This is a genomic window from Cerasibacillus sp. JNUCC 74 (assembly GCF_053667775.1).
Genome location: NZ_CM132207.1, coordinates 3,045,164 through 3,068,490, shown reverse-complemented (window position 1 = coordinate 3,068,490; position 23,327 = coordinate 3,045,164). Strand labels below are relative to the sequence as shown.

General features: G+C 36.0%; 14 protein-coding genes, 1 tRNA gene and 1 other annotated feature. Of the genes, 13 read left to right on the top strand and 2 right to left on the bottom strand.

Going from position 1 to position 23,327, the window contains the following annotated elements:
- The first annotated feature begins 434 nt into the window (after nucleotides 1-434).
- Nucleotides 435-730 (top strand) — a binding site (T-box leader).
- 434 nt (nucleotides 731-1,164) lie between these two features.
- From JNUCC74_RS13665 to JNUCC74_RS13645, 5 genes are all read left to right on the top strand, one after another.
- Entirely contained in the window at nucleotides 1,165-2,007 is an 843-nt protein-coding gene (locus tag JNUCC74_RS13665) for an SAM hydrolase/SAM-dependent halogenase family protein (RefSeq protein WP_454065780.1), read from the top strand.
- A 699-nt stretch (nucleotides 2,008-2,706) separates the two neighbouring features.
- Nucleotides 2,707-4,911, top strand: coding sequence for a YhgE/Pip family protein (locus JNUCC74_RS13660; RefSeq protein ID WP_454065779.1), 2,205 nt, complete (start codon nucleotides 2,707-2,709; stop codon nucleotides 4,909-4,911).
- A 340-nt stretch (nucleotides 4,912-5,251) separates the two neighbouring features.
- Nucleotides 5,252-6,208, top strand: a complete 957-nt coding sequence (locus JNUCC74_RS13655; RefSeq protein ID WP_454065778.1) for an alpha/beta hydrolase — start codon at nucleotides 5,252-5,254, stop codon at nucleotides 6,206-6,208.
- 659 nt (nucleotides 6,209-6,867) lie between these two features.
- Nucleotides 6,868-7,959, top strand: a complete 1,092-nt coding sequence (locus JNUCC74_RS13650) for a carbamoyl phosphate synthase small subunit (protein ID WP_454065777.1) — start codon at nucleotides 6,868-6,870, stop codon at nucleotides 7,957-7,959.
- Nucleotides 7,944-11,192, top strand: coding sequence for a carbamoyl phosphate synthase large subunit (locus JNUCC74_RS13645; RefSeq protein ID WP_454065776.1), 3,249 nt, complete (start codon nucleotides 7,944-7,946; stop codon nucleotides 11,190-11,192). The genes JNUCC74_RS13650 and JNUCC74_RS13645 overlap by 16 nt, the downstream gene beginning before the upstream one ends.
- 162 nt (nucleotides 11,193-11,354) lie before the next feature.
- On the opposite strand, the gene JNUCC74_RS13640 is transcribed toward JNUCC74_RS13645, so the two are convergent.
- Nucleotides 11,355-13,358 carry a S9 family peptidase gene (locus JNUCC74_RS13640; protein ID WP_454065775.1) on the bottom strand — a complete coding sequence of 668 codons (2,004 nt, stop codon included), beginning with the start codon at nucleotides 13,356-13,358 and terminating at the stop codon, nucleotides 11,355-11,357.
- Nucleotides 13,359-13,943: 585 nt separating this feature from the next.
- Here JNUCC74_RS13640 and JNUCC74_RS13635 point away from each other — a divergent pair.
- Complete coding sequence (locus tag JNUCC74_RS13635) at nucleotides 13,944-14,375, top strand: universal stress protein (protein ID WP_454065774.1); 432 nt, start codon at nucleotides 13,944-13,946, stop codon at nucleotides 14,373-14,375.
- Between the two features lie 554 nt (nucleotides 14,376-14,929).
- Here JNUCC74_RS13635 and dat read toward each other — a convergent pair.
- Nucleotides 14,930-15,805 carry a D-amino-acid transaminase gene (gene dat / locus JNUCC74_RS13630; RefSeq protein WP_454065773.1) on the bottom strand — a complete coding sequence of 292 codons (876 nt, stop codon included), beginning with the start codon at nucleotides 15,803-15,805 and terminating at the stop codon, nucleotides 14,930-14,932.
- A 372-nt stretch (nucleotides 15,806-16,177) separates the two neighbouring features.
- On the opposite strand from dat, the gene JNUCC74_RS13625 reads away from it, so the two are divergent.
- The 7 genes from JNUCC74_RS13625 (at nucleotide 16,178) to JNUCC74_RS13595 (ending at nucleotide 23,305) form a co-directional block, all read left to right on the top strand.
- Nucleotides 16,178-16,251 (top strand) — tRNA-Gly (locus tag JNUCC74_RS13625).
- A 1,450-nt stretch (nucleotides 16,252-17,701) separates the two neighbouring features.
- Entirely contained in the window at nucleotides 17,702-19,417 is a 1,716-nt protein-coding gene (locus JNUCC74_RS13620) for an ABC-ATPase domain-containing protein (protein WP_454065772.1), read from the top strand.
- A 3-nt stretch (nucleotides 19,418-19,420) separates the two neighbouring features.
- Nucleotides 19,421-20,566 (top strand): tRNA epoxyqueuosine(34) reductase QueG, encoded by a 1,146-nt coding sequence (gene queG / locus JNUCC74_RS13615; protein ID WP_454065771.1) that lies wholly within the window; start codon nucleotides 19,421-19,423, stop codon nucleotides 20,564-20,566.
- A gap of 534 nt (nucleotides 20,567-21,100) precedes the next feature.
- A complete protein-coding gene (locus JNUCC74_RS13610; protein ID WP_454067897.1) occupies nucleotides 21,101-21,355 on the top strand; it encodes a T7SS effector LXG polymorphic toxin in 255 nt (84 codons plus the stop codon).
- On the top strand, nucleotides 21,252-21,935 hold the full coding sequence (locus JNUCC74_RS13605; RefSeq protein ID WP_454067896.1) for a T7SS effector LXG polymorphic toxin: 684 nt from the start codon (nucleotides 21,252-21,254) through the stop codon (nucleotides 21,933-21,935). Before JNUCC74_RS13610 ends, JNUCC74_RS13605 begins: the two co-directional genes overlap by 104 nt.
- The gene (locus tag JNUCC74_RS13600; protein WP_454065770.1) at nucleotides 21,920-22,918 is read left to right on the top strand and encodes a hypothetical protein; all 999 of its coding nucleotides are present in this window, start codon (nucleotides 21,920-21,922) and stop codon (nucleotides 22,916-22,918) included. Before JNUCC74_RS13605 ends, JNUCC74_RS13600 begins: the two co-directional genes overlap by 16 nt.
- Nucleotides 22,919-22,942: 24 nt before the next feature.
- Nucleotides 22,943-23,305 (top strand): hypothetical protein, encoded by a 363-nt coding sequence (locus JNUCC74_RS13595; protein ID WP_454065769.1) that lies wholly within the window; start codon nucleotides 22,943-22,945, stop codon nucleotides 23,303-23,305.
- Nucleotides 23,306-23,327 lie beyond the last annotated feature (22 nt).

The window sequence follows — 23,327 nt, the reverse complement described above, 5'->3', positions numbered from 1 at the left end:
CAAGCTACAGTTCGTTATCCATGGTCAACACAGTCGGCAGGGTGATTACTTGCTTTCGCGGCTATTGACAATCAACAGTACAAGTGTCGCAAACGAAAACATCAGCTCAAGCGTTTTGTCAATGGAAATCAAAAGTGTTCAGCCCCTTTCATTAGGGATTACCAGTCGCCAAGCACTAAGAAGCATCGCTACTTCCTTATACACCCTGCATAACCTGTCCCTACTATTATACTATATAGAGCTTGTCCATTGTGGAAATAATTAGGAAATGGTATAAAATTCTCATATTTCAATAAAATTAATATATAATCTTACCTAGATCATTTTTTTCAAGTAGGCTGGTCGGCTTGTATGAAAGTTATTCACATTTATCATAACAGTTGCTTTATTAAATAAAATAAGCTATATATAGATATAATACGTTTTAATACAATAAAAAGGCAATGACAGAGGAAAAGTATGGTTGATTATTTTATACAGAGAGCTTCGAAAGCTGAAAAGAAGCAAAAATATCAATCAGAAAAATGGCCTCCAGAGCCTCATGCTGAACATACTATTAGTAGGTTATGACGGAGATTGGTACCCGTTATCGTACCAAAGTATAAAACGTTTTGAAATGATTATTTAAAATTTTGGTAACAAATTCAAAAACGGGAGTACTTTTCGAGGCTGTATATGAGATATACAGTAAAATAAGGTGGTACCACGTATGTTGCATCACGTCCTTATCATTAAGATAAGGACGTGATTTTTTGTTAGGAAAGTATAAAAATTTCCAGCGCCTAGTCCCTCATGGTCGCTTCCTTTCTCCCTATGGCGTGGGCATCCTCTTATCGGGGTTTCAGCGCGCTTGTCGGGCTGACCGAGGCGAACCTAGATTTTGTACTTTGGAAATTAGTTAGCGTTAAAAAAGTTTCAAGTTTTGAATAAAAAGGCAATACTGACTTTAAAAGCTAATTTCTTATGAAAAGAGAAGCCGAACTGCATACGCTGCTCCATTCAAAACTATCCGGTATGAACTTGACTCATAGTATGTACTAGTGGTGTTGCAGCAGACAAGAAATACCACCTTTGTTCCATTTTGAGGGAATAAGCCCCGTTGAATGGAGTTTCACTTTATAAGGATTCAAGATTTTGATAGAAATATAATTTGGAGGGATAGAAATGATGAAACATTTAGTGTTGCAAACAGATTTTGGATTAAGTGATGGTGCGGTTAGTGCTATGTATGGTGTTGCCAATTCAGTGAATCCAAGCATTCGAATCTTTGACTTAACCCACGATATATCCCCGTATAATATTTGGGAAGCCTCCTATCGATTGTATCAAACAGTTCCATATTGGCCTGAGAAAACGGTATTCGTATCAGTTGTAGATCCAGGTGTTGGAACAGACAGATGGAGTGTCGTCGTAAAAACGAATGAAAATCAATATATTGTAACACCAAATAATGGAACACTTACTCATGTGAAAGCACATATTGGATTAAAAGAAGCGCGGATAATTGATGAAAAAATAAATCGTTTGCCTTGTTCAGGAGAGTCCCATACGTTTCATGGGCGTGATGTATATGCATATACCGCTGCAAGACTTGCATCTGATGTGATCTCTTATGAAGAAGTAGGGCCGAAAGTGAATGGGGATCATATCGTTTGTTTAACAAAAGAAACTGCTAGAAATAATCATGGAATAATTGAAGGATGTATTGATATTTTAGATGTACGATTTGGAAATTTGTGGACGAATATTGATCGCAGTTTATTTAAAGAAGCAGGATTCCGCTATGGAGATACATTACAAGTGACGATTGCTCACCATGATAAAGATGTGTATAAAAATAAAATGCTATTTGCACGTTCTTTCGCCCAAACTCATTTAGGAGAACCATTGATGTATGTAAACTCTTTGGATAAATTGGCTGTTGCATTAAATCAAGGGTCATTTGCTAAAGCCTACCATATTGGTACAGGGACAAGCTGGAAAATAACGATTCAAAAAGTTGATTAAGTTTTTATTTATGTATAAAAGAAAAGGGGCTATATTTATTAGCAAATCCACTCCATTTAGTATAAGTTATGTACAATTTCTTTTAATTTATTAATGGGGGTTGTAATGATTAGTGTCGGAATACACTTAATGGAAAGACGACATATTTAAGTATGTCTAAAGAATAAATGATAGAGACAGGAGAGAAAAGGGCTTATTTAAAGCTCTTTTTTCATACTATAGGAAAGTATAAAGTTTTAAGGTTTATAGTATAAGAAAAACTACAGCTTTCGCTAAAGACTTGGCGACAAGCCAATTTTTTCTAATGTTAAGGTGCAGCAAAAAAGGCTTGAGCTGGTAGAGTTTTCTCTTTCATGAAATGAATATTTTACTATATAAAAAGGGGAAAATCTTGGTAAGAATGATACATCCAAAAATTCGCCGTACTTTAGAGAATGACTAAAGGAGCGCCTAAGTTACATAATAATATCTGTATTTTTAGAATCATATTTATTAAACAATTGATGTTTAATTAGGATAATTTCTGGCTATATAACATTTGTTTGTTGCTATTCACTATTCGTATGAAAATTGTAAATTACCTTACTTTTGCTCTTGACTGGCTTTAATTGCTTAACGTTGTTATAATCCATTATATTAGTTTTTTTAAGCAAAAAAATGAACGAGTATTCATTTATGGCAGAAGGTTGAGTGACACACATGAAAAACATATGGCGAATTTTTTCTACAGATATTAAAAATCTAAGTAAAAACTGGGTTGCTGCAATTATCATCGGAGGGTTAATTGTTCTCCCATCTTTTTACGCTTGGTTTAATATTAAGGCTTCCTGGGATCCGTATGGTAAAACCGATCAACTTCCTATTGGCGTAGTGAATGAAGATAAAGGTGCGACTGTTCGTGGTGAGGAAATTCATGTTGGAGATGAATTAGTAAAGACATTGAAAGAAAATAAGTCAATGGATTGGAAGTTTACCGATCGGAAAGCAGCCTTAGACGAATTAGAGTATGGAAATTACTTTGCTGTTATCATCATTCCAGAAAATTTTTCGAAAAGACTAGGAACGGTGATAGATGATCACCCCAAAAAAGCGAATGTCGAGTATTACGTAAATGAAAAAACAAATGCAATTGCACCAAAGATTACGCAAAAAGGCGCCTCCGTCATTGTTGAAAAAATTAGTAGTAATTTTACTTCTACTGTAAACGGGGTTATTTTTGACATATTTAATGATTTAGGTATTGAATTAGAAAAAGATTTACCTGATATACAGCGATTTGAAAACTATGTGTTTGAAATGGAAAAAAATTTACCGGAAATTAATGATCTTTTGAATCAATCATTATCCGATGCCGATCGTGCACAGGGTATGATCGATAAAGCTCAAGACCTTATCCCTGATGCAAAAGAAGTTACAAATAACGGGTTAACTACAATCGACAATACTACAGAATTTTTAAATAAGGCAGAGAATCGCTTAGATAAGATGGCTCCAAAGATTGAACAGGATTTGCAACGGGTGCAGGAAATTGCTAAGAAGTCTAATTCGTTTATTAAAGATATTCAAAACTTGGATCTTGATTTTGGTAATAGTAAAGAGCTAACAGATCAAATAAATCAAGGTATTAATGAAGGAATCAACAAAATAGAGACGGTTCAGCAAGCATTAGAACAATTAAAGAAACAAACAGAGAATGCTCAGGACAAAGATTCAGACAATAATCAATCCATAAACAGTCAAGAGATAAATCAACAGAAAATAGACCAAGCGTTAGAACGGTTAACCATGATTAAAGACGAATTAGCAAGTATCAAACAGAAAAATAGTGAAGTTGTTGAGTTTATTAATAATAAAGAAACAGAAGTGTCAGCAGTAATTGGTGACCTACAACAACTATCAGAAAATACGTCGACGAATATCGATGCATTTTTAAAAGAATATAAAGAAACAATTGAGCCGACAGTGATGAATGAAATTAATCGTGCACAAGCAACATTGTCAAAAGCACGGAATATTTTAGTTGATATCCAAGGGATGATACCAGAAATTGAAAGTATTTTAGGTAATACAGAAAAGAATTTAGGAAAAGGCAAAGATGTTATTAAATATGCATTAGGTGAATTCCCTTATGTTAATAGTAAAGTAAATGAACTGGCAGATAGAATTCGCAGTATTAAAGGGGAAGTAGATATTAATGAGATTATAAAACTGCTGCAAAATGATCCGAATGCAGAAAGAAGCTTCTTTGAAGAGCCTGTTAAACTGAACGAAAATAAAATTTTTCCAATTGAAAACTATGGAACAGGGATGACGCCGTTCTATACTGTTTTAGCTATTTGGGTAGGGGGACTTCTACTAATTTCCCTCTTGGCAACAGATGTGCATGATAAAGTAGATTATACTGGAAGACAAATGTATTTTGGCCGAATGTATACATTTATGACAATTGGTATATTGCAGACTATAATTGTGACAATTGGTGATCTTATTATATTGAAGGTAAATGCAGCTCATCCATATTGGTTTCTCGTATTTGGATTATTAATTAGCATCATATTTATGTTAATTATCTATACAACTGTATCTGTGTTTGGTGATGTTGGTAAGGCAATCGTCATTGTATTCTTAGTGCTGCAAATAGCTGGTTCTGGAGGAACATATCCAGTTGTATTATTACCGGAGTTTTTCCAATTCATCAATCCTTTTCTTCCGTTTACGTATGCTATTGATTTAATGCGTGAATCGATTGGTGGAATTGTTTGGGAACGAGCGCTAAAGGATATTTTCTACCTTTCTCTGTTTGGTGGAGGCGCGATTGTTATTGGTGCATTTTTAAAACCAGTAATTTTCAGGCATATAATCAAGTTAAAGAAAAAATCGGAAGAATCCGGGTTGTTTCATTAGTCAAGTTCTATTCGCTGTAAACCCCCTATTTAAACGGTTTATATTATCGTTTAAATAGTGGGTTTTATATAAGAAGGGGATATCAAGCTATTCATTGTTATTTATGTAAAATGTCATCACTATAAGTAAACAATCTACAGTTTGGTAGAAACAAATCGACCTAAACCTATAAGGGTAAGTTTTTTTATAGTATAAAGGTTTAAATATTCTAATGTAAAGTTGTTAAAAGCTGTATGTCAATAGTATAGGATTGTCAACAAGTACCAATGGAATGCTAGTTTCATACAAGCCTTTTTACCTATATAATAAAGAGATAAGGTGAAAAAGGTGGGAAGTCGGTTTGAAGAAAAAGTGGATTCGAATAGGAATAGGTTTCATTGTGATTTTATTAGTAATTGATATAATTGTTAGTTTTTATTTTTATCGTTTAGCTATTGCCCGTAATGAAAAAGATTTCCTTCAAGGAAATAATGATCTTGAAGTTTCTGCCGAAGCGTTGGATGAAATGCTTGAAGGGGATTGGAGAGATTGGGTGCGAAATCAGAATTTTAATCGATGGGAAATAATGTCTTTTGATGGTCTCCAATTACAAGGTTATTATTTAAAGGCAAAAAAGGAAACTAACAAAACGGTTATTTTTGCGCATGGATACTTGGGAAGAGCTACGGATATGGGCATGTTTGGGCAATATTATTATGAAAATTTAGGCTATAATGTGTTTACGGCTGATTTAAGAGGACATGGCGAAAGTGAAGGAGATTATATTGGATTTGGCTGGCATGATCGTAAGGATTATGTCGATTGGATAAATAAAGTAATTAAAGAGCAGGGCGAAAATACTGAAATTGTTTTACACGGTGTTTCCATGGGAGCAGCAGCGGTTTTAATGACAAGTGGTGAGAAGCTTCCTGATAATGTAAAAGCGATTGTAGCAGATAGTCCCTACACTAGTGTATACGATATGTTCGATTATCAAATGGAACGGATGTTTCACTTGCCTGCGTTTCCTCTTTTACCAAGTACCAGCATTGTTTCTAAAATTCGTGCAGGCTATGGTTTACAGGAAGCATCAGCCGTTAAACAAGTGGAAAAAGCAAAGGTGCCAATATTGTATATTCATGGCAATGCCGATACATTTGTGCCAACACGAATGAGTAAGGAATTATATGAACATACGAACAGTCCGAAAGAAATCGTTACTTTTGACGGAGCAGGTCATGGCGAAGCTTTTGTAACACATAAAGACGAGTACATCAAGCGGTTAAATCAATTTTTAAACCAATATATATCACAATAAAGTCCAAAATTCATTTCATCCTTTCTGATACTGATAAAAATATGCAACTGCTTCGGTTTGTGACGTACAAACTGAAGAACTTCTGACAAGATAAAGAATGAGCATATTCAAAAGAATTCTTACTTGTCCTTGAAAAACCGTCGAAGTATCGCTGTCGTAGTTCCTCCTTGTCCTTGAAAAGGAAAGCACTTTTCTGCGTGCGATGTTTATTCAAGAAGCTTACCTTGTCCTGTTGTGCTGGATGAATTGGCTAACTTAGATACGGGCTAAAGACGAGTTTTTACTTTGCGTCATGATAGGAAAGAGGTAAATTAACACATGTCTTTCATGACGCATATAGATAATGTTCACGGTACATCACTATTTAGCGATGTGCCTTTTCTTAATTTAACTTAAAAATGCATATAACGAAAATTATTTTTTTACAGCATGAAGGTAATGAATTGTTTCAAATGCTGATAAATGAATAAGCTACTCAAATACAAATGATAACAAAAAATAGATGTTAAGCAATTATCATAGCCACTTGACTAATAATTACATAAAGCAGTTATAAAATGTATAAATATTAATTAAAATTTATAAATATACTTGAATATGTTGGGAAGTATTACTATAATAATGAATAATTACAATCCGAATCGAAGAGGTGGAGGAGAATGACTAAGGGGCAACTGGTGTTAGAAACAGGAGAAGTATTCACAGGAGATTGGCTAGGTTATGAAAGTGAAGTAACTGGTGAAGTTGTTTTTAATACAAGCATGACGGGTTACCAAGAAATATTTACAGACCCTTCATATGCTGGACAAATCATTACTTTGACATATCCAATTGTAGGGAACTACGGGATGAACTCCATTAATATAGAAAGTGATCGTCTGCAAATTGCAGGTGTTATTATCAATGATCTATGTGATAAACCCAGTCATTTTCAAGCAAAAACAACGTTATCTGAAGAGTTGAAGCAGAATCGTATTCCAGGTTTAAAAAATGTAGATACACGAGCACTTGTTGCTGTGATAAGAAAGCGGCGAACGGTAAAAGGGAGAATTGTATTGGAAAAAGCCTTTCCAGATTATAAATATTCATTTTCGATACCTAATACGAAACATCTAGTACAAAAAGTAAGTGTTAAGCAGCCAATTCAACTCGGAAAGGGAGATTGTCATATTGTTGTCTTAGATTTTGGTTATAAAAAATCTATTGTAGAGGCACTATTAAACCATCATTGTAAAGTAACGATTATGCCTTTTAATGAAAAATCTGCATCGATTCAAGCGCTAAATCCAGATGGAATTATCATTAGTAATGGTCCTGGCAATCCGAAAGAATTACAGCTATACTTTCCAGTTGTAAAAAAATTAACGGAAAACTATCCAACACTAGGAATTTGTTTGGGTCATCAACTAATTGCTTTAGCGTATGGAGCAGATACAGAAAAGCTGCCATTTGGACATCGCGGTTCCAATCATCCGGTAAAAGATTTACTAACGGGAAAGGTGAAAATAACATCGCAGAATCATGGCTATGTAGTAAGAAAAGACAGTATCGATCCTACGATATTTCTACCGCTTTTTCAACATGTTAATGATGGAACGATTGAAGGAATGAAGCACCATTTTTTACCGATTACCACAGTCCAATTTCACCCAGAGTCTCATCCCGGTCCGAGTGATACGGCATATATCATGACAGAGTTTATGGAACAGGTAAGACATCTGGGGAGGAATCACTTATGCGCAAAGCATTAAATAAAGTACTTGTTATTGGCTCGGGACCAATAGTAATTGGTCAAGCAGCGGAATTTGATTATGCTGGTACGCAAGCCTGTCTAGCTCTGAAAGAGGAAGGGATTGAAGTTATTTTAGTTAACAACAACCCGGCAACGATGATGACTGATAAGCATATTGCCGATAGAGTATATATGGAGCCATTGACTGTAGAAAGCGTCGAGGCAATTATAGCTCGTGAACAGCCTGATGGTTTAATTGGTACTTTGGGGGGGCAAACAGGATTAAATTTAACCATTGCTCTTTACAAGAGGGAAATACTTGAAAAACATCAAGTAAAGGTGTTGGGGTCTTCCGTAGATTCGATTCAAAAAGGAGAAAATAGAGAGCAATTTCGGCAGTTAATGCATGATATAAACGAGCCTGTTTGCCAATCAAAGGTTGTCAAAACAATAGATGCAGGACTCTCATTTGCAAAGCAAATCGGATTTCCTGTCATATTACGTCCAGCATATACATTAGGCGGAGAAGGTGGAGGGTTTGCTGATAATGTAGCAGAGCTTTTAGAGCAGCTACCATCGGCTTTAGAGTTAAGTCCTATCCATCAAGTGCTTGTGGAAAAAAGTATTAAAGGCTGGAAAGAGATAGAATATGAAGTGATGCGAGATGAGAATGATACGTGCATCATTATTTGTAATATGGAGAATATGGATCCAGTTGGAGTTCATACAGGAGATTCTATGGTGACTGCTCCTTCACAGACTTTATCTGATACACAATATCAAATGCTTCGTTCTGTATCATTAAAGGTCATTCGAGCTTTAAAAGTTGTTGGCGCATGTAATATTCAGTTTGCTTTGGATCCAAATTCGAATGATTATTATATCATTGAAGTTAATCCGCGAGTCAGCCGTTCGTCTGCGCTTGCCTCAAAAGCGACAGGTTATCCCATTGCTAGGATTGCTACGAAATGCGCTATTGGTTATCACTTAGATGAAATTGCAAATCCGATCACCGGAAATACGTATGCGTCATTTGAGCCGGCGCTTGATTATATCACTGTCAAACTGCCACGATTTGCTTTTGATAAATTTACGGAAGCAGATCGTACATTGGGAACGCAGATGAAGGCAACCGGAGAAGTAATGGCGATTGATCGCACATTTGAAGGTGCACTGCAAAAAGCAATTCGCTCCTTGGAAATGGACGTTGACAGTTTACATTTATCAAGGATAAAGAAAAAATCTGATGCGGAATTACAATGTTTGATACAAGAGCCGAATGATTTATGGCTGTTTGCCATTGCTGAAGCCATGATGCGCGGTAAAAGTATAAAAGATTTACATGCCATTACTCAAATCGATATTTGGTTTTTAACAAAAATAGAGCGAATTTTAGCTTTAGAAAATGAATTGAAAAAACATTCTATTTTACGTATATCTAAGTCTTTACTGTTACAAGCGAAGCGATTTAATTTAAGTGATCGACACCTTGCTAAGCTGATGAACACAAAGCCTGAATTGGTAAGAAAACGATTGAACGATTTGCAAATAAAACCAGCATATAAACTGGTCGATACATGTGCTGGAGAATTCAACGCGATTACCCCATACTACTATTCTACTTGGCATGGACGTGATGAAGTAAAAGTTAGAAATAATTGCAAGAAAATAGTAATACTTGGATCTGGGCCAATTCGAATCGGGCAAGGGGTAGAATTTGATTACTGCTCTGTCCATGCTGTGTTAGCGGTGAAAAAACTCGGTTATGAAGCCATTGTGATTAATAATAACCCAGAAACGGTAAGCACCGATTATTCCGTTGCAGATAAACTCTATTTTGAGCCACTTGAATTTGAGGACGTCCTGCGCGTAATTGAAAAAGAAAAAGTAGACGGTGTGCTTGTTCAGTTTGGGGGACAAACGGCGATTAATTTAGCAAACGAATTAGAAGAAGCAGGCGTTCCTATATTAGGAACAGCTCCCAAGCATATTGATCAAATGGAGGACCGGGAGCAATTTTATCAACTATTAGACGAATGCTCCATTTTGCATATGAAAGGCAGTGTTGTACAAAACGAACAGCAGTTAACGGAGTCAACAAAAGAACTCGGATTTCCTGTATTAATTCGCCCATCGTATGTGATTGGCGGACAGTCGATGTTTGTTTGCTATAATCATGCTGAATTAGAGCAGTATATTTATAGAATTAAAGAAGATACAAATGACCGCTGTTGGCCATTGTTAATCGATCCCTACCTTCCGGGAAAAGAGTGTGAAGTTGATGTTATTAGTGATGGCAAAGATATTATTATTCCAGGCATCGTAGAACATGTAGAAAGAGCAGGAGTCCATTCTGGTGACAGTTTAGCGGTATTTCCACCACTGTCACTCCTTCCATCGGAAAAACAGCAAATTACTGCTATTACTCGAAAAATTGCCCAGATGGTACCAATTATCGGTATGATGAATATTCAATTCATCCTCCATGCTGGCAAAGTTTATGTATTAGAGGTCAATCCGCGTTCTTCTCGAACCGTGCCTATCTTGAGTAAAGTAACCGATACTCCTATGGTGGAATGGGCTGTACAGGTACAGTTAGGGAAGAGGTTAACAGATCTAGCTGATCAATTAGGTTTATGTATGGAGCCGCCTTTTATAACGGTAAAATCACCAGTATTTTCAGCGGCCAAGCTAAAGGGAGTTGATCATTTATTGGGGCCGGAGATGAAATCTACAGGAGAAATTATTGCTATATCCAATAATAAACAACAGGCCTTTAGCAAATTGTTCCCGCTTTATGTTAATCAATTTCTGGATAAACAAGCACCAACTATCTTCGTATCTATAGCAGATCGAATGAAAACACATAGCCTTAAAACGATCCAGGCATGTATTCAGGCAGGCGCTTCCCTATTGGCTACAGAAGGGACTGCAGTTTATTTACAGGAACATGGGCTACCTGTTACGGTCATAAAAAAACAACGGAATGAGTTGGAAAAGTTACGAAATGGAAAGAAACCTGACCTTATTTTAAATCTTCCTAATCAGGGGAGAGCACCAAATAAGTTTGGTTTTTATCTGAGGGAGTGGGCTACTCGTCACCAGATTCCTTGTTTTACAAGTTTGGAAACATTTGAATGGCTCGTACTTCAAAATAGAAACCAAGTATCGCCAAAAACGAAAGTAGTCGCATTACAAGACTATCATGCCGCTTGTCGAAAAGAAAAGCCAACACGTTCACGGATAAAATGATTAAATCTGGTTAACACTCAAAAAGCTGATGCTAAGAAACATCAGCTTTTTGAATGTATAAAATAGTGTTTATGGTTTTAGAGTTCATACTATCCTGTTAGATACATACTAAGTAAAATAGGAAGAATCCATTTTTAACAAGAATTTTGATATAGTTTTTTATTAGAGATGTTTTTCAAACCATTTACAAATATGATTCAAACGCTCCATACGAATATCCGGTTTTCCACTGCGGCTAAGCTCATGATTAGCATTAGGGAAGCGAATAAATTCTACTTCTTTCTTTAAATGCTTTAACGTGACAAAAAGTTGTTCGCCTTGCTCAATAGGACAGCGGTAATCTAATTCACCGTGTAAAATTAGTAATGGCGTTTCTACTTTTTCTGCATATTTTAATGGAGAAAATTCCCAAAGTTTAGCAGGATCATCTAATAAATTTACTCCATGCTCCCACTCTGTAAAAAAGTAGCCAATGTCACTTACTCCATAAAAGCTGAGCCAATTAGAAATAGAACGTTGTGTAACAGCTGCTTTGAAACGATTGGTATGACCAATAATCCAATTTGTCATAAAGCCCCCGTAACTGCCACCAGTAACACCAAAACGTTGATCATCGATAAAACTATACTTTTTAATAGCATAATCTACAGTTGCCATTAAGTCCCGATAATCACCACCTCCGTAATCTTCGCGACATGCATTAACAAACTTTTGTCCATATCCGTGGCTACCTCGTGGATTTGTGTATAACACGACAAACCCTTTTGCTGCTAACAGCTGCATTTCAAAGAAAAAAGTTTGACCATACATGGCATGCGGGCCACCATGAATTTCTAAAATTGTCGGATATTTTTTTCCTTCTGTAAATCCGTAAGGGCGTAATATCCAGCCTTGAACTGTCCAATCGTCTTCTGGGTTTACATTAAATACTTCTGGCTCTTGCAATGCAACTTCATCCAGTAATGCTTTATTACTATTAGTAAGAAGAATAAGAGTTTCATCCTCTTTTAATAAATAAAAATCACATGGAGCAGTTGGGGTGCTTATGCCGAGAATAAATGATTTTGTTGAACCCTCATATGCAAAACCAAAGACGTGATTATCATTTTTATAAAGAACTTGATGCTCTCCCTCTAAGGAAACTTGGTGAAGTTCGGTAGCTCCTTCGCTCGTTGCAATAAAAAAAATACATGTGCTATCTTCGTTCCACACAGGGCCTGATTTTGATTCTCCAAGGCGGGTGTCCCCAATCATGGAATCGCCAAGCTCAATATCCCAATCTTTACTTAGCCAGTTTCTTTTCGCTGTTTCATAATCAAATACATACAATTCCGTAAGAGAAGCCCCTTTATAAGCAAACTCGTGGCCAAACGAAGCGATCTTCGTTCCGTCTGAGGAAAACGACGCCTTGTAATAAGTCCCTTCACCATTTGTTAGTTTCTTTTTTTGCTCTGTTCGAATATGGAGACAGTATAGGTCATTGGTTAGTTCGTAGTCAGTATCATCATTCAAGTTAGCAGTAAATAATATAGCGTTGCCGTCCGGTGATATATCTTGAAATTCATGGTCTTTATCATTGTTAGTTAATTGTTTCAATGTTCCTTCATCCACATTCATCATAATGATTTGCTTTCTTGTATGATCATGAAGTCCCCTTGCATCAGACTTATAATCTAAACGATTAACAATCATCGGTTTTTGTTGTTCGGCTGCTTGTTCCTCTTTTTTTTCTTCTTTTGTAGGCTCTTTTTCTTGTTGTATATCGTCATCATGCGTTAAATAAGCCGAGAAGAAAATATGTTTTCCGTTTGGGGACCAAACGGGGTTAGTTGCACCACGGTGAAAAGTAGTTAATTGTTTTGGTTCACCGCCATCCATATGAATTAACCAAATTTGGGAAAGGCCACTTCTTGTTGATTGAAACACAGCTCTTTTACCATCTGGGGAAAAGCGCAGTTGACTATTTTTGCTGGCATGGAATGTCCGTGGATTTGCTTCTTTCTCATTTAGCTTTTGGAAAAAAAGGTGAGATTCATATTCTTTTTCCTCATTGATTGTAGTAGATGTAAACGTAAATGCTGTACCATCTGGGGTGAACTGCGGATCACTAAACACTTCTAATCTAGTAATATCGGTAGTAGTAAGAGCGCGTTTGGAACTTCTCATTATTTTCCTCCTCTTTATTAAAAAAGATTTACTTTTTGATAGTTTAAACTAATTCGAAACCCGAATCAATTGGAATAGAGGAAAAAATAACTTTTTTATCCTGCATGTAAGGTGCCGTAAGACTCCCACTTCAAAATCTTGAGTTGATACAAAAGGTCTAAGTGGGACAAAACTGCACCTAAATGCCCGATTCGTTCAAGGGGCTTTAGGTCATACCCTTGTAGCACTAACATTCAGTAGGAGATGGAAGAAAACTCCTACTAGCTTTTGTTCTTTTATGAAGTTAATTGAATTCAAATGGGGAAAAGGAAGAAAGAATATTTAAAAAATCTGAAACAGTTCTATCCATAAATCGTAAAAATTCGTTGAGAGCTTCATATGTATCTCTAATTATTTCATTATGAGACGTCATCAACTGAAATTTGATGTAGATGAATGTTCAATTTTAATAACAGAAAAATTTTCTTATCTTTTTACTTTTTAAAAAAGAATTATCTATGACGTTTTCACAAATGTTATAGAGCGCTTTCATTATTATGCTATGATAGTTTTAAGATGTACAAAGCTGATAAGGGGGAAGCTATTATGAGTGAAAATATTCTAGTAGCCTATGATGGGTCAGAATTAAGTAAAAAAGCAATAGAAGAAGCAAAAAAACAAGCAAAATTTTCAAATGCAAATGTACATGCAGTGACGGTAGTTACTCATGCTGGTCCGACTACTAATGCAATACTTGCACGAAGTTTTATGAGCGACATGGCTGAAGACCTACGCCCTATTATGGAACGAATTCAACAGGATTTTGTTAAAGAAGGAATCAAATGTAAAGCAGAAGTATTAGTAGATTATTCATTCCGTAATCCAAGTGTCCAACTTCTCGAATATGCAAATGAAAATAAGATTGATTTAATTATCTTGGGCAGTCGCGGGCTAGGAAATGTAGGAAGATTTTTTCTTGGAAGTGTAAGTAATCAAATTGTTCAACGTGCGGAATGTCGAGTGTTAATTGTTAAATAAACGGAAAATATGTACAATAAACTGCCTCTAGCAAATAGGTATGGAATTGTAACTGTCCTTAGCTAGCCTAGTTAGTGAAAAAAATGGAGTGTTGGTAGAGTAATAGAATATAGCTTTACCAACTAAGAATCGTGTCAGAATAACGAATGAATCTAACATTTTGAAAAGTTAATGTTGTCTCGGAAACAATATTTGGTTTTTACAGTATAAATATTTATTTGAAATTAGCATCGTCTAGCATAGGAGTTCAAGCATGATAAAACTTAGATAAGAAGGATAGTTCGTCGTCCAAAGGCATAGTAATAATGTAAAGTAGTAATAAGATGAAAAAAATACGAAGTCTCATCATGATGAAAGACTTCGTATTATGTTAAGAGGATGAAGGTATGTTGGGAATATTAACTAAAAAAGAAAAATCGAAATAACGTATCAAATTTCAAAGGTGACACAATAGAATTTTTATCCCGCTTTGAGACTTTAGAAAAGGCAAGCTTCAACAGCAACACTTCGCGTTTTTTCAGGGATGTTGTGGCATTTAGCTTGCCTTAGTTTTTCTATGTGCTAGAAGCAATCTTGTTGTCAATAATTTCTGCATCTTTTTCGTATGCTTGCTGCAATTTACGGGTAATTGGACCAGGGATACCATCTTTTATCTGTTTGCCATCCACACTTACAATCGGCATTACCTCAGACGTACTACTAGATAAGAATACTTCATCTGCATCATAAATATTTTCTTTATGAAAACCTTCTTCAAAAAATGGAATAGAAAGAGATTTGGCAAACGCTTCTACTCGTATTCGTACACAGCCATGTAAAATACGATTTGTAGCAGGATGGGTATGGATTTCTCCATCTTTAACAAGATAAATATTTGATGAACTACATTCAGTAACAAGCTCCCCGCGATGCAAAATTGCTTCGTAGCAACCTTGCTCTCTTGCTTCTTGCTTAGCAAGTACATTTGGTAATAAGTTTAAACTTTTAATATAACAGTTTTCCCAACGTACATCTGGTGTTGTAATTGCTGAAACACCGTGCTTAAGCTTATCTAATTGTCGTGGCAAGTCTTGAACATAGGCATACATATTTGCAGGAACGTCTTTTGGGAATACATGATCACGTGGAGCAGATCCTCTCGTCGCTTGTAGATATACTTTTCCATCCTTTACCATGTTGTTTTTTTCTAATAATTTCAATAATAATTGAGTTAATTCTTCCTTCGATATAGCCAAATCGATTTTAATTGCTTCTGCGGAACGAAATAGCCGATCGAGATGTTCTACTAGAAGATAATATTTTCCCTCGTATATACGGATGACTTCATAAATTCCGTCGCCAAACTGAAGCCCGCGTTCTTCAAACGGATATCGCAGGCTGTCTTGATGTGTAAACTTCTGTTGTGCAATTACAATTGGATATACAGCCATTCTTTTTCTCCTCCCTAAAACTTATGACTATTCTATAACTTCTTTATTAGATTGTAAATCTTTCTAAGCAAAATTTTTTCATTTTTGTTCAAAGGAGAGTGGTTCAACTGCGTTACAATGTAAGTATGAACGGCAGGGAGTCATCCCGATGTCCAGAACTTGTCACTTGCTTCGTTTTCTTTATGTCTCATAAGCTTGACTGAATTAGTAAAAAGAACAAATTGAGGTGTACAGACAAAATAAAACAGTTTAGAATTCATTTTTTGTCGAAAAAAATTAAAAAATGTCTTGATCTAACTTCGAATAACTGTTATAATAATTTCTGCATTCAAAAAACGTATATTTTTTAAAAGTTACATAACCTCAATGAATGCGGGTGTAGTTTAATGGTAAAACCTCAGCCTTCCAAGCTGATGACGAGGGTTCGATTCCCTTCATCCGCTCCATACATATGTCTTAACGCAGTATTTCGTAATGTAAAGGGTACGAAGTATTGCGTTTTTAGTTTTTTGAAAATTAGAGTATTAACTGGGATCTAAATGTTTGAACCAGTTATTATTATTTTAGTATGAAGGGTGAATTTTTCTTTAATTGGTATCTAGAAAACGATATCTGTTTCTATATGGTGGATAACTTTATTGATAAATTACCTTCCGTGCTCAAGCAGTAGCAAACTTCGATCTTCTCCCTGCGATTAGTTAACTTCAGCCCGCATCTAAAGGAAGCCCGACTAAAAGTGGGCTTGCCGCTTAAGTATAGGCATACCCTTGTTTTAGAGGCATGTTTCCTTTATCCCGCATGTAAGGCGCCGTATTTTTCTCATTTTAAAAAATGTGCTAATGATGTTGCAAACAAGATGAGAAAAACGGCCCCTAAATGCCCGATTGGTTCAACTAACATTCCGTGTAAAAAGTGCTCCACGGAATGAAGTTTCACTTTATCCCGTATGTAAGGCGCCGTATTTTTCTCATTTTAAAAAATGTGCTAATGATGTTGCAAACAAGATGAGAAAAACGGCCCCTAAATGCCCGATTCGTTCAACTAACATTCCATGTAAAAAGTGCTCCACGGAATGAAGTTTCACTTTATCCCGCATGTAAGGCGCCGTATTTTTCTCATTTTAAAAAATGTGCTAATGATGTTGCAAACAAGATGAGAAAAACGGCCCCTAAATGCCCGATTGGTTCAACTAACATTCCGTGTAAAAAGTGCTCCACGGAATGAAGTTTCACTTTATCCCGTATGTAAGGCGCCGTATTTTTCTCATTTTAAAAAATGTGCTAATGATGTTGCAAACAAGATGAGAAAAACGGCCCCTAAATGCCCGATTCGTTCAACTAACATTCCATGTAAAAAGTGCTCCACGGAATGAAGTTTCACTTTATCCCGCATGTAAGGTTCCGTATTTTTCTCATTTCAAAAAATGTGCTAATGATGTTGCAAACAAGATGAGAAAAACGGCCCCTAAATGCCCGATTGGTTCAACTAACATTCCATGTAAAAAGCATTCCACGGAATGAAGTTTCACTTTATCCCGCATGTAAGGTTCCGTATTTTTCTCATTTCAAAAAATGTGCTAATGATGTTGCAAACAAGATGAGAAAAACGGCCCCTAAATGCCCGATTGGTTCAACTAACATTCCATGTAAAAAGCATTCCACGGAATGAAGTTTCACTTTATCCCGTCAGAATATTTCTAGTTTGTACGTCATTAAGAGAACGCTTGTCCTTTATGTTTTTTAAAAAAATAGATACCTCATGCTTTTCCGGAAGATTTGTTTTACTTCTTTATTGGGAACATGTAAAATCGGAAGCAGAAAAAGAAGATAGTTGTTATTAGAAGCTTGTTTCATTTTTTTGACTAATGAATTTAAAGCAATAGAGGTGTGTGTCTATATGAATAGCCTAGTGAAGCTTTTAAAAGAAATTGATAACAAAGGCTATAAAGCATATAAACGTATTCAAGGAAACTATCAGGGAACGGATTATGAGTTTATGATTGATCATGTTCAAGGAGATCCGTTTGCTGCTCCTTCTAAACTTAGAATCATTATTCCTGCAAGTAAGCGACAAATTAAAGCTGAATGGCTTCAAACATATGCAAGAAAGATTGCTGTTGAAGATGCATTTGCTCGTATAATAGGTAAGACTGTAGCTCAGCAAGCTTCTCATGTAAAAGGCTCAGGTAAGAGCGGCTTCATCTTTTTTGATCGTCCAGGGCAAGAAAAGCTGGAGCGCAGTGCTGTACAAATTACCTCAGAAAAAATAACGGTTTGTATTTCAGTTGGACTACCGGCAAATGGAAGGAAAATAAATAGTAGAGAAGCTAATAAATTATTTTTCCGTGTTCTTCCAGACATTATTAATCATTCTGTTTTTACAATTACTAATAAAGCAATTGAACAGGCGATCAAGTTAGCAGACCAGCAAGAAGCAATTCGTCAAGTAATGAAAGAAAATAACTGGGTAGCGTTTTTAGCAAATGGATCAATTTTACCTAGAGAAAGCGGAATTAGTAATCGCCCTTTAAAGCAGGCGATACCGTTCCAAAGTCCACCTGAAAATGAGGTGGAGATACAGATTCCTCATTCTGACGTGCCAATCAAAGGAATGGCAATTAAAAAAGGAATTACGTTAATTGTCGGCGGTGGATATCACGGTAAAAGTACATTGCTTAGGGCAATAGAACGAGGAGTATATTCACATGTAAACGGTGATGGAAGGGAGTTTGTTTTAACCGATCCTTCCGCAGTAAAAATTCGATCTGAAGATGGTCGGAAAATTACAGGTGTTGATATTTCTCCGTTTATCAATAATTTACCACATGGTCAGGATACTACATTTTTTTCAAGCGATAATGCTAGTGGCAGTACATCCCAAGCAGCAAATGTAATGGAGGGATTAGAAGCAGGGGCTTCCACATTATTAATCGATGAAGATACAAGTGCTACTAATTTTATGATTCGTGATCACAGAATGCAATTACTCGTGCACGCAGATAAAGAACCAATTACACCATTCATTGATAAAATAACACAGCTTCGTGATGAATTATCTGTGTCTACGATTATTGTAATGGGTGGCTCAGGTGATTATTTTGCTACAGCGGATACAGTTATTCGCTTAGAAAACTATTTACCAGATAACGCAACAAATGAAGCAAAAGCAATTATAGAAAAATACCCTTTAATCAGAAACAATGGAGGGAATGAACGATTTGGTAAGTTAACCAGACGTTACTTTCAACAAAGCTCATTACAGACAAGAAAGGGCAAGAGAGCAAAAGTTCAAGCAAAAGGTTTAACTCATATACAAATGGGAAAAACGGATATCTCATTTGCAGAGGTTGAACAGCTTGTTGACGCATCACAGACAAGAATGATTGCAGAAATCCTTCATTACTTAGATCGAAATAATCAAATGGATAACGTTGCTTTGCCTGAATTACTGGATCGTATTGAGCAGCAAATGGATCAACAAGGCTTAGCCTCATTTACATTACATCCAAAAAAGCACCCGGGAGAGTTAGCTAGACCTCGTCGATTTGAAATTGCGGCAGTGTTAAATCGAATGCGTACAGCAGTTGTAAAAAAGTACAGGCAAGGAGAATAAATGATGCAAACGGAACAGTTGAAGCAGGAAATTATTGATTATAGCAAGAAAATTGGCATTGATAAAATTGGCTTTGCTTCAGCAGATGTGTTTACGGAATTAAAAGAACGTCTGCGCAGACAGCAAGCATTAGATTATCAATCTGGTTTTGAAAAAGGAACGATTGAGGAGCGAACAGAGCCGGAGCGTTTACTGTCTGGAGCCAAATCGATTATTTCTATTGCATTAGCTTATCCCACCCGCATGAAGGGAGCTCCTAGAAGTACGAAGCAGGAACGACGAGGTTTATTTGCGAGGGCTTCCTGGGGAATTGATTATCATATTGTTTTACGGGAAAGACTTGAAAAGCTTGCCGAATTTATCCGGGAGAGAGTGCCAGATGGTAAAAGTAGGGTGATGGTCGATACAGGAGAATTATCTGATCGCGCGGTTGCAGAACGAGCAGGGATTGGCTTTAGTGGTAAAAATACTTCTATTATTACTCCGGAATTTGGGTCTTTTGTATATTTAGGCGAACTAATTACTAATATACCATTTACTCCCGATAAGCCCGTTGAAGATAGTTGTGGATCTTGTACCAAATGTATCGATGCTTGCCCTACAGGTGCTATTGTTCAGGCTGGTCAATTAAATGCAAAACGTTGTATCGCGTTTTTAACTCAAACAAAAGATTTTTTACCGGATGAATTCCGTTCGAAAATTGGTAACCGTGTTTATGGCTGTGATACATGCCAAATGGTCTGTCCAAAAAACTTAAGGTTGGATTTTCATATACATCCTGAGTTTGAACCTGAATACGATATAGCTAAACCAAAATTAATCCCTATGTTAAAAATATCTAATCGCGAATTTAAAGAAAAATTTGGGCATATTTCGGGATCATGGCGGGGGAAAAAGCCGATTCAGCGCAATACTTTGATAGCGTTAGGGCATTATAAAGATACGACAGCTGTTGCTGAAATCATTGATGTCATGCGTAATGATCCCCGTCCGGTGATTCGGGGAACAGCGGCATGGTCGTTAGGGAAAATTGGAACGGATGAGGCATTTCAAGCTATTAAAGAAGCAATGGAAGCAGAGGAAGATGAACAGGTCTTATATGAGATGGAAAAAGGATTGGCATTTCAACACCAGCACGCTAAAAAATAATAGGTGAGTTCATCGAGATCTTCAATCTGCTTATTTTACTCAAGCTAAAAACCACAAATTATTAATCTTACATGCAAAAAAATATAAAACTAGATGTTTGACAAGCCTACCCTCCATATACTTTCTATGGAGGGTTATAGGCTATAAACATTGCCAATATTGAGGTTGTTAAGTGTGGGGGAAAACCTCCCCAAAAATCTCCCCCAGCAAACCTATATACGTATTACAGAACTGAATATTGATGCAGCTTGTTTGTCTACTTGATCATCAGAATAGTCATAAGTTCTGTAAATTTCCTCGGCACTATTTTCCAATCGTTTATCTACTGCTACTCCATTTGAAAAGAATATGAAAGGAACTCAAAAATTAGATCATCGGACTTGGTAAATCTGCTCTTATAATTAAAACGGAACGCTCTTAAATATTTTTATAGAATTTACATCTAAAGGGGTTAATATGTACAAAACAAACTTAATGCTTTTCCACCTATAAACAATTCAATAAATTTTGCACTTTTAGTATAAGGAGGTATCCATTAAGGCGCTTTATGTAGGGGAATGTCATAGCTTTATCGACAAAACATTGGCGCAGCTAGAACAGATACATACACAAATCAAAAATATCCAGAAAAGTATAGAAGGCATTACCGCCTTAGAGGAAGCTTTTAAAGAGAAGACAGAATTCTATTCGAACTTTTTATCAAGAGGTGTACATGCCATTTCTGGTGTTTCTGGAGGGTTTTATTACCAATTACTCGGATACGTTACGGGAAATAAAACAATCCATTAATGAACTGGAACCGAACAGGAATGGAGTTATTCGAGAGGATTTTCTTGCGGGTGATGTTCAACGAGCACTTAAACGAGCAGAACATATGACAATGATGCTAACCGATGAAGCAAATGCTGTTCTTCAGTCGGTTAGAGACATTATTCATATTCGGGATATAGATGATGGGGAGTTCCTGGATAAAGTACAACATGCAAAGAAAATGACACACCAGACCATTGAAAGGCTGTATCTATTTGATCGACATAATACAGCTAAGCTCGAGCCTGTGGAACAAGATCTTCATACCATGAAAAACTATGTAAGTCGGATTAGAGAACTAGGAAACAGCGGTCAAATAAATATTGCAACGTACCAAGCAAGAAAGATAGCTGATCAAAAAATTCATCAGCAGCTGATGCAAGGTCTCATGAAAAAGGCTGGAAAGAATGCCATAGACTTAGAAGTAATCATGGGGGAACTTGGCAAACATCTATTTTCAAAGTTTATCCCACTAGCAGCGATTCCTGTTAACTATTTACAGAAACATGTTGGACTGAAAACAATGGATTACAGCTATCGGCTATGCATGCTATCCTAGCAGCAACGGGGGATAGTTTAACTGCAAATGAGTTTTCAACTATCGAGTATCTAATTGTTTCAAAAGTAAAGGTTTCGGATTACAAGGGAGTAAGACAAGGAACTTATTATACCTTAGCTGATGGTAGAATTGTAAGGAAGTTCAAATCAGAAACCGGTACAAACTATGAATTGGTTCATACGATTCCAGCTAATCGACATAAACCTAGAGAACCAGAGAAAAGCTGGTTAGAAAAAGCAGCAGATGGTACGAAAAATGCGTTTGTAAAAGCAGGAGAATTTGGTGCAACTGCTGTAAAAGAAACAGCTGACTTTCTCATTTTAGATGACGTTAATACTATTTTGGATTCAGAAGCTTCTAAGAGCGAGAGGGCAATAGCATTAGTTTCTATTGTTCCAGTGGGAAAACCTATAAAGCTGATTAAAACTGGCGAAGATGCGTTTAAATTTGCGAATAAAACTAAGGTACCGGCTAAGAAGTTCAAAAAGAGAAATACAGTCGGTAAAAACTTTACTATAAAGGATATAGAAAACTTTGATTTAACTCCAAAAAAAACACCTTACAATTCTTTAAGTAGAAAACAGCAGTTAATTATAAAGGAGAAAATTGAAAAACGCTCAGTAACTAAAAGTGAATATAAAAGATATCAGTGGAACAAGAGGTTTATGAAGCGTAGGGCTACTGGTGTTAATATTTTTTGGAAACAAGAAAAGAAAAGAATTTTAAACAACGATACTCCAACAAGAAATTGGACTTCAAAGCAAATTGAAGATATATTAAACGGAAAAAAACCTAAATACAATGGTAAACCAATCATTGGTCATCATACATTCAATGCAAAGAATTATCCTCATATATCTAATAGAGGTGAATTGATATATCATGTAACTCCTAGTGAACATTTAAAAGGGTGGCATGGCGGAAGTTTTCATAAAAATTCTCCAGGTAGACCAGTGAATCCGAATTATATGGAGGAGTTATAAATACTAACAAAGGGAGGGAATCAAGTGAATAAAATTGCTATAAAGATTGAAACAAGTGATATCAATAAGTGTTTAATGACAATTAAAAAGCATACTGGTTTGAGTTTCTCAAAACTAAAAAATGATATTGAAAATAAAGAATTTTTGGTTGAAACTGATGCTAATGATATAGACGAGCTTGAAAAGCTACAACAATTAATTAAGAACTTAAAATCTGATGGTGCAACTGTTAATATATATGATAATGATGTATTTGGTGAAGGCGAATCAAGTTATGAAGAAATTACTATGTATGAATTTGAAAATAGTATTGTACGTTTAAAAGAGATATTAAATGAACTTCAGGATTATGATGATAATGATAATGATGATTTTAAAAAAAATTAATAAATGATTTGGTTGCCTACTC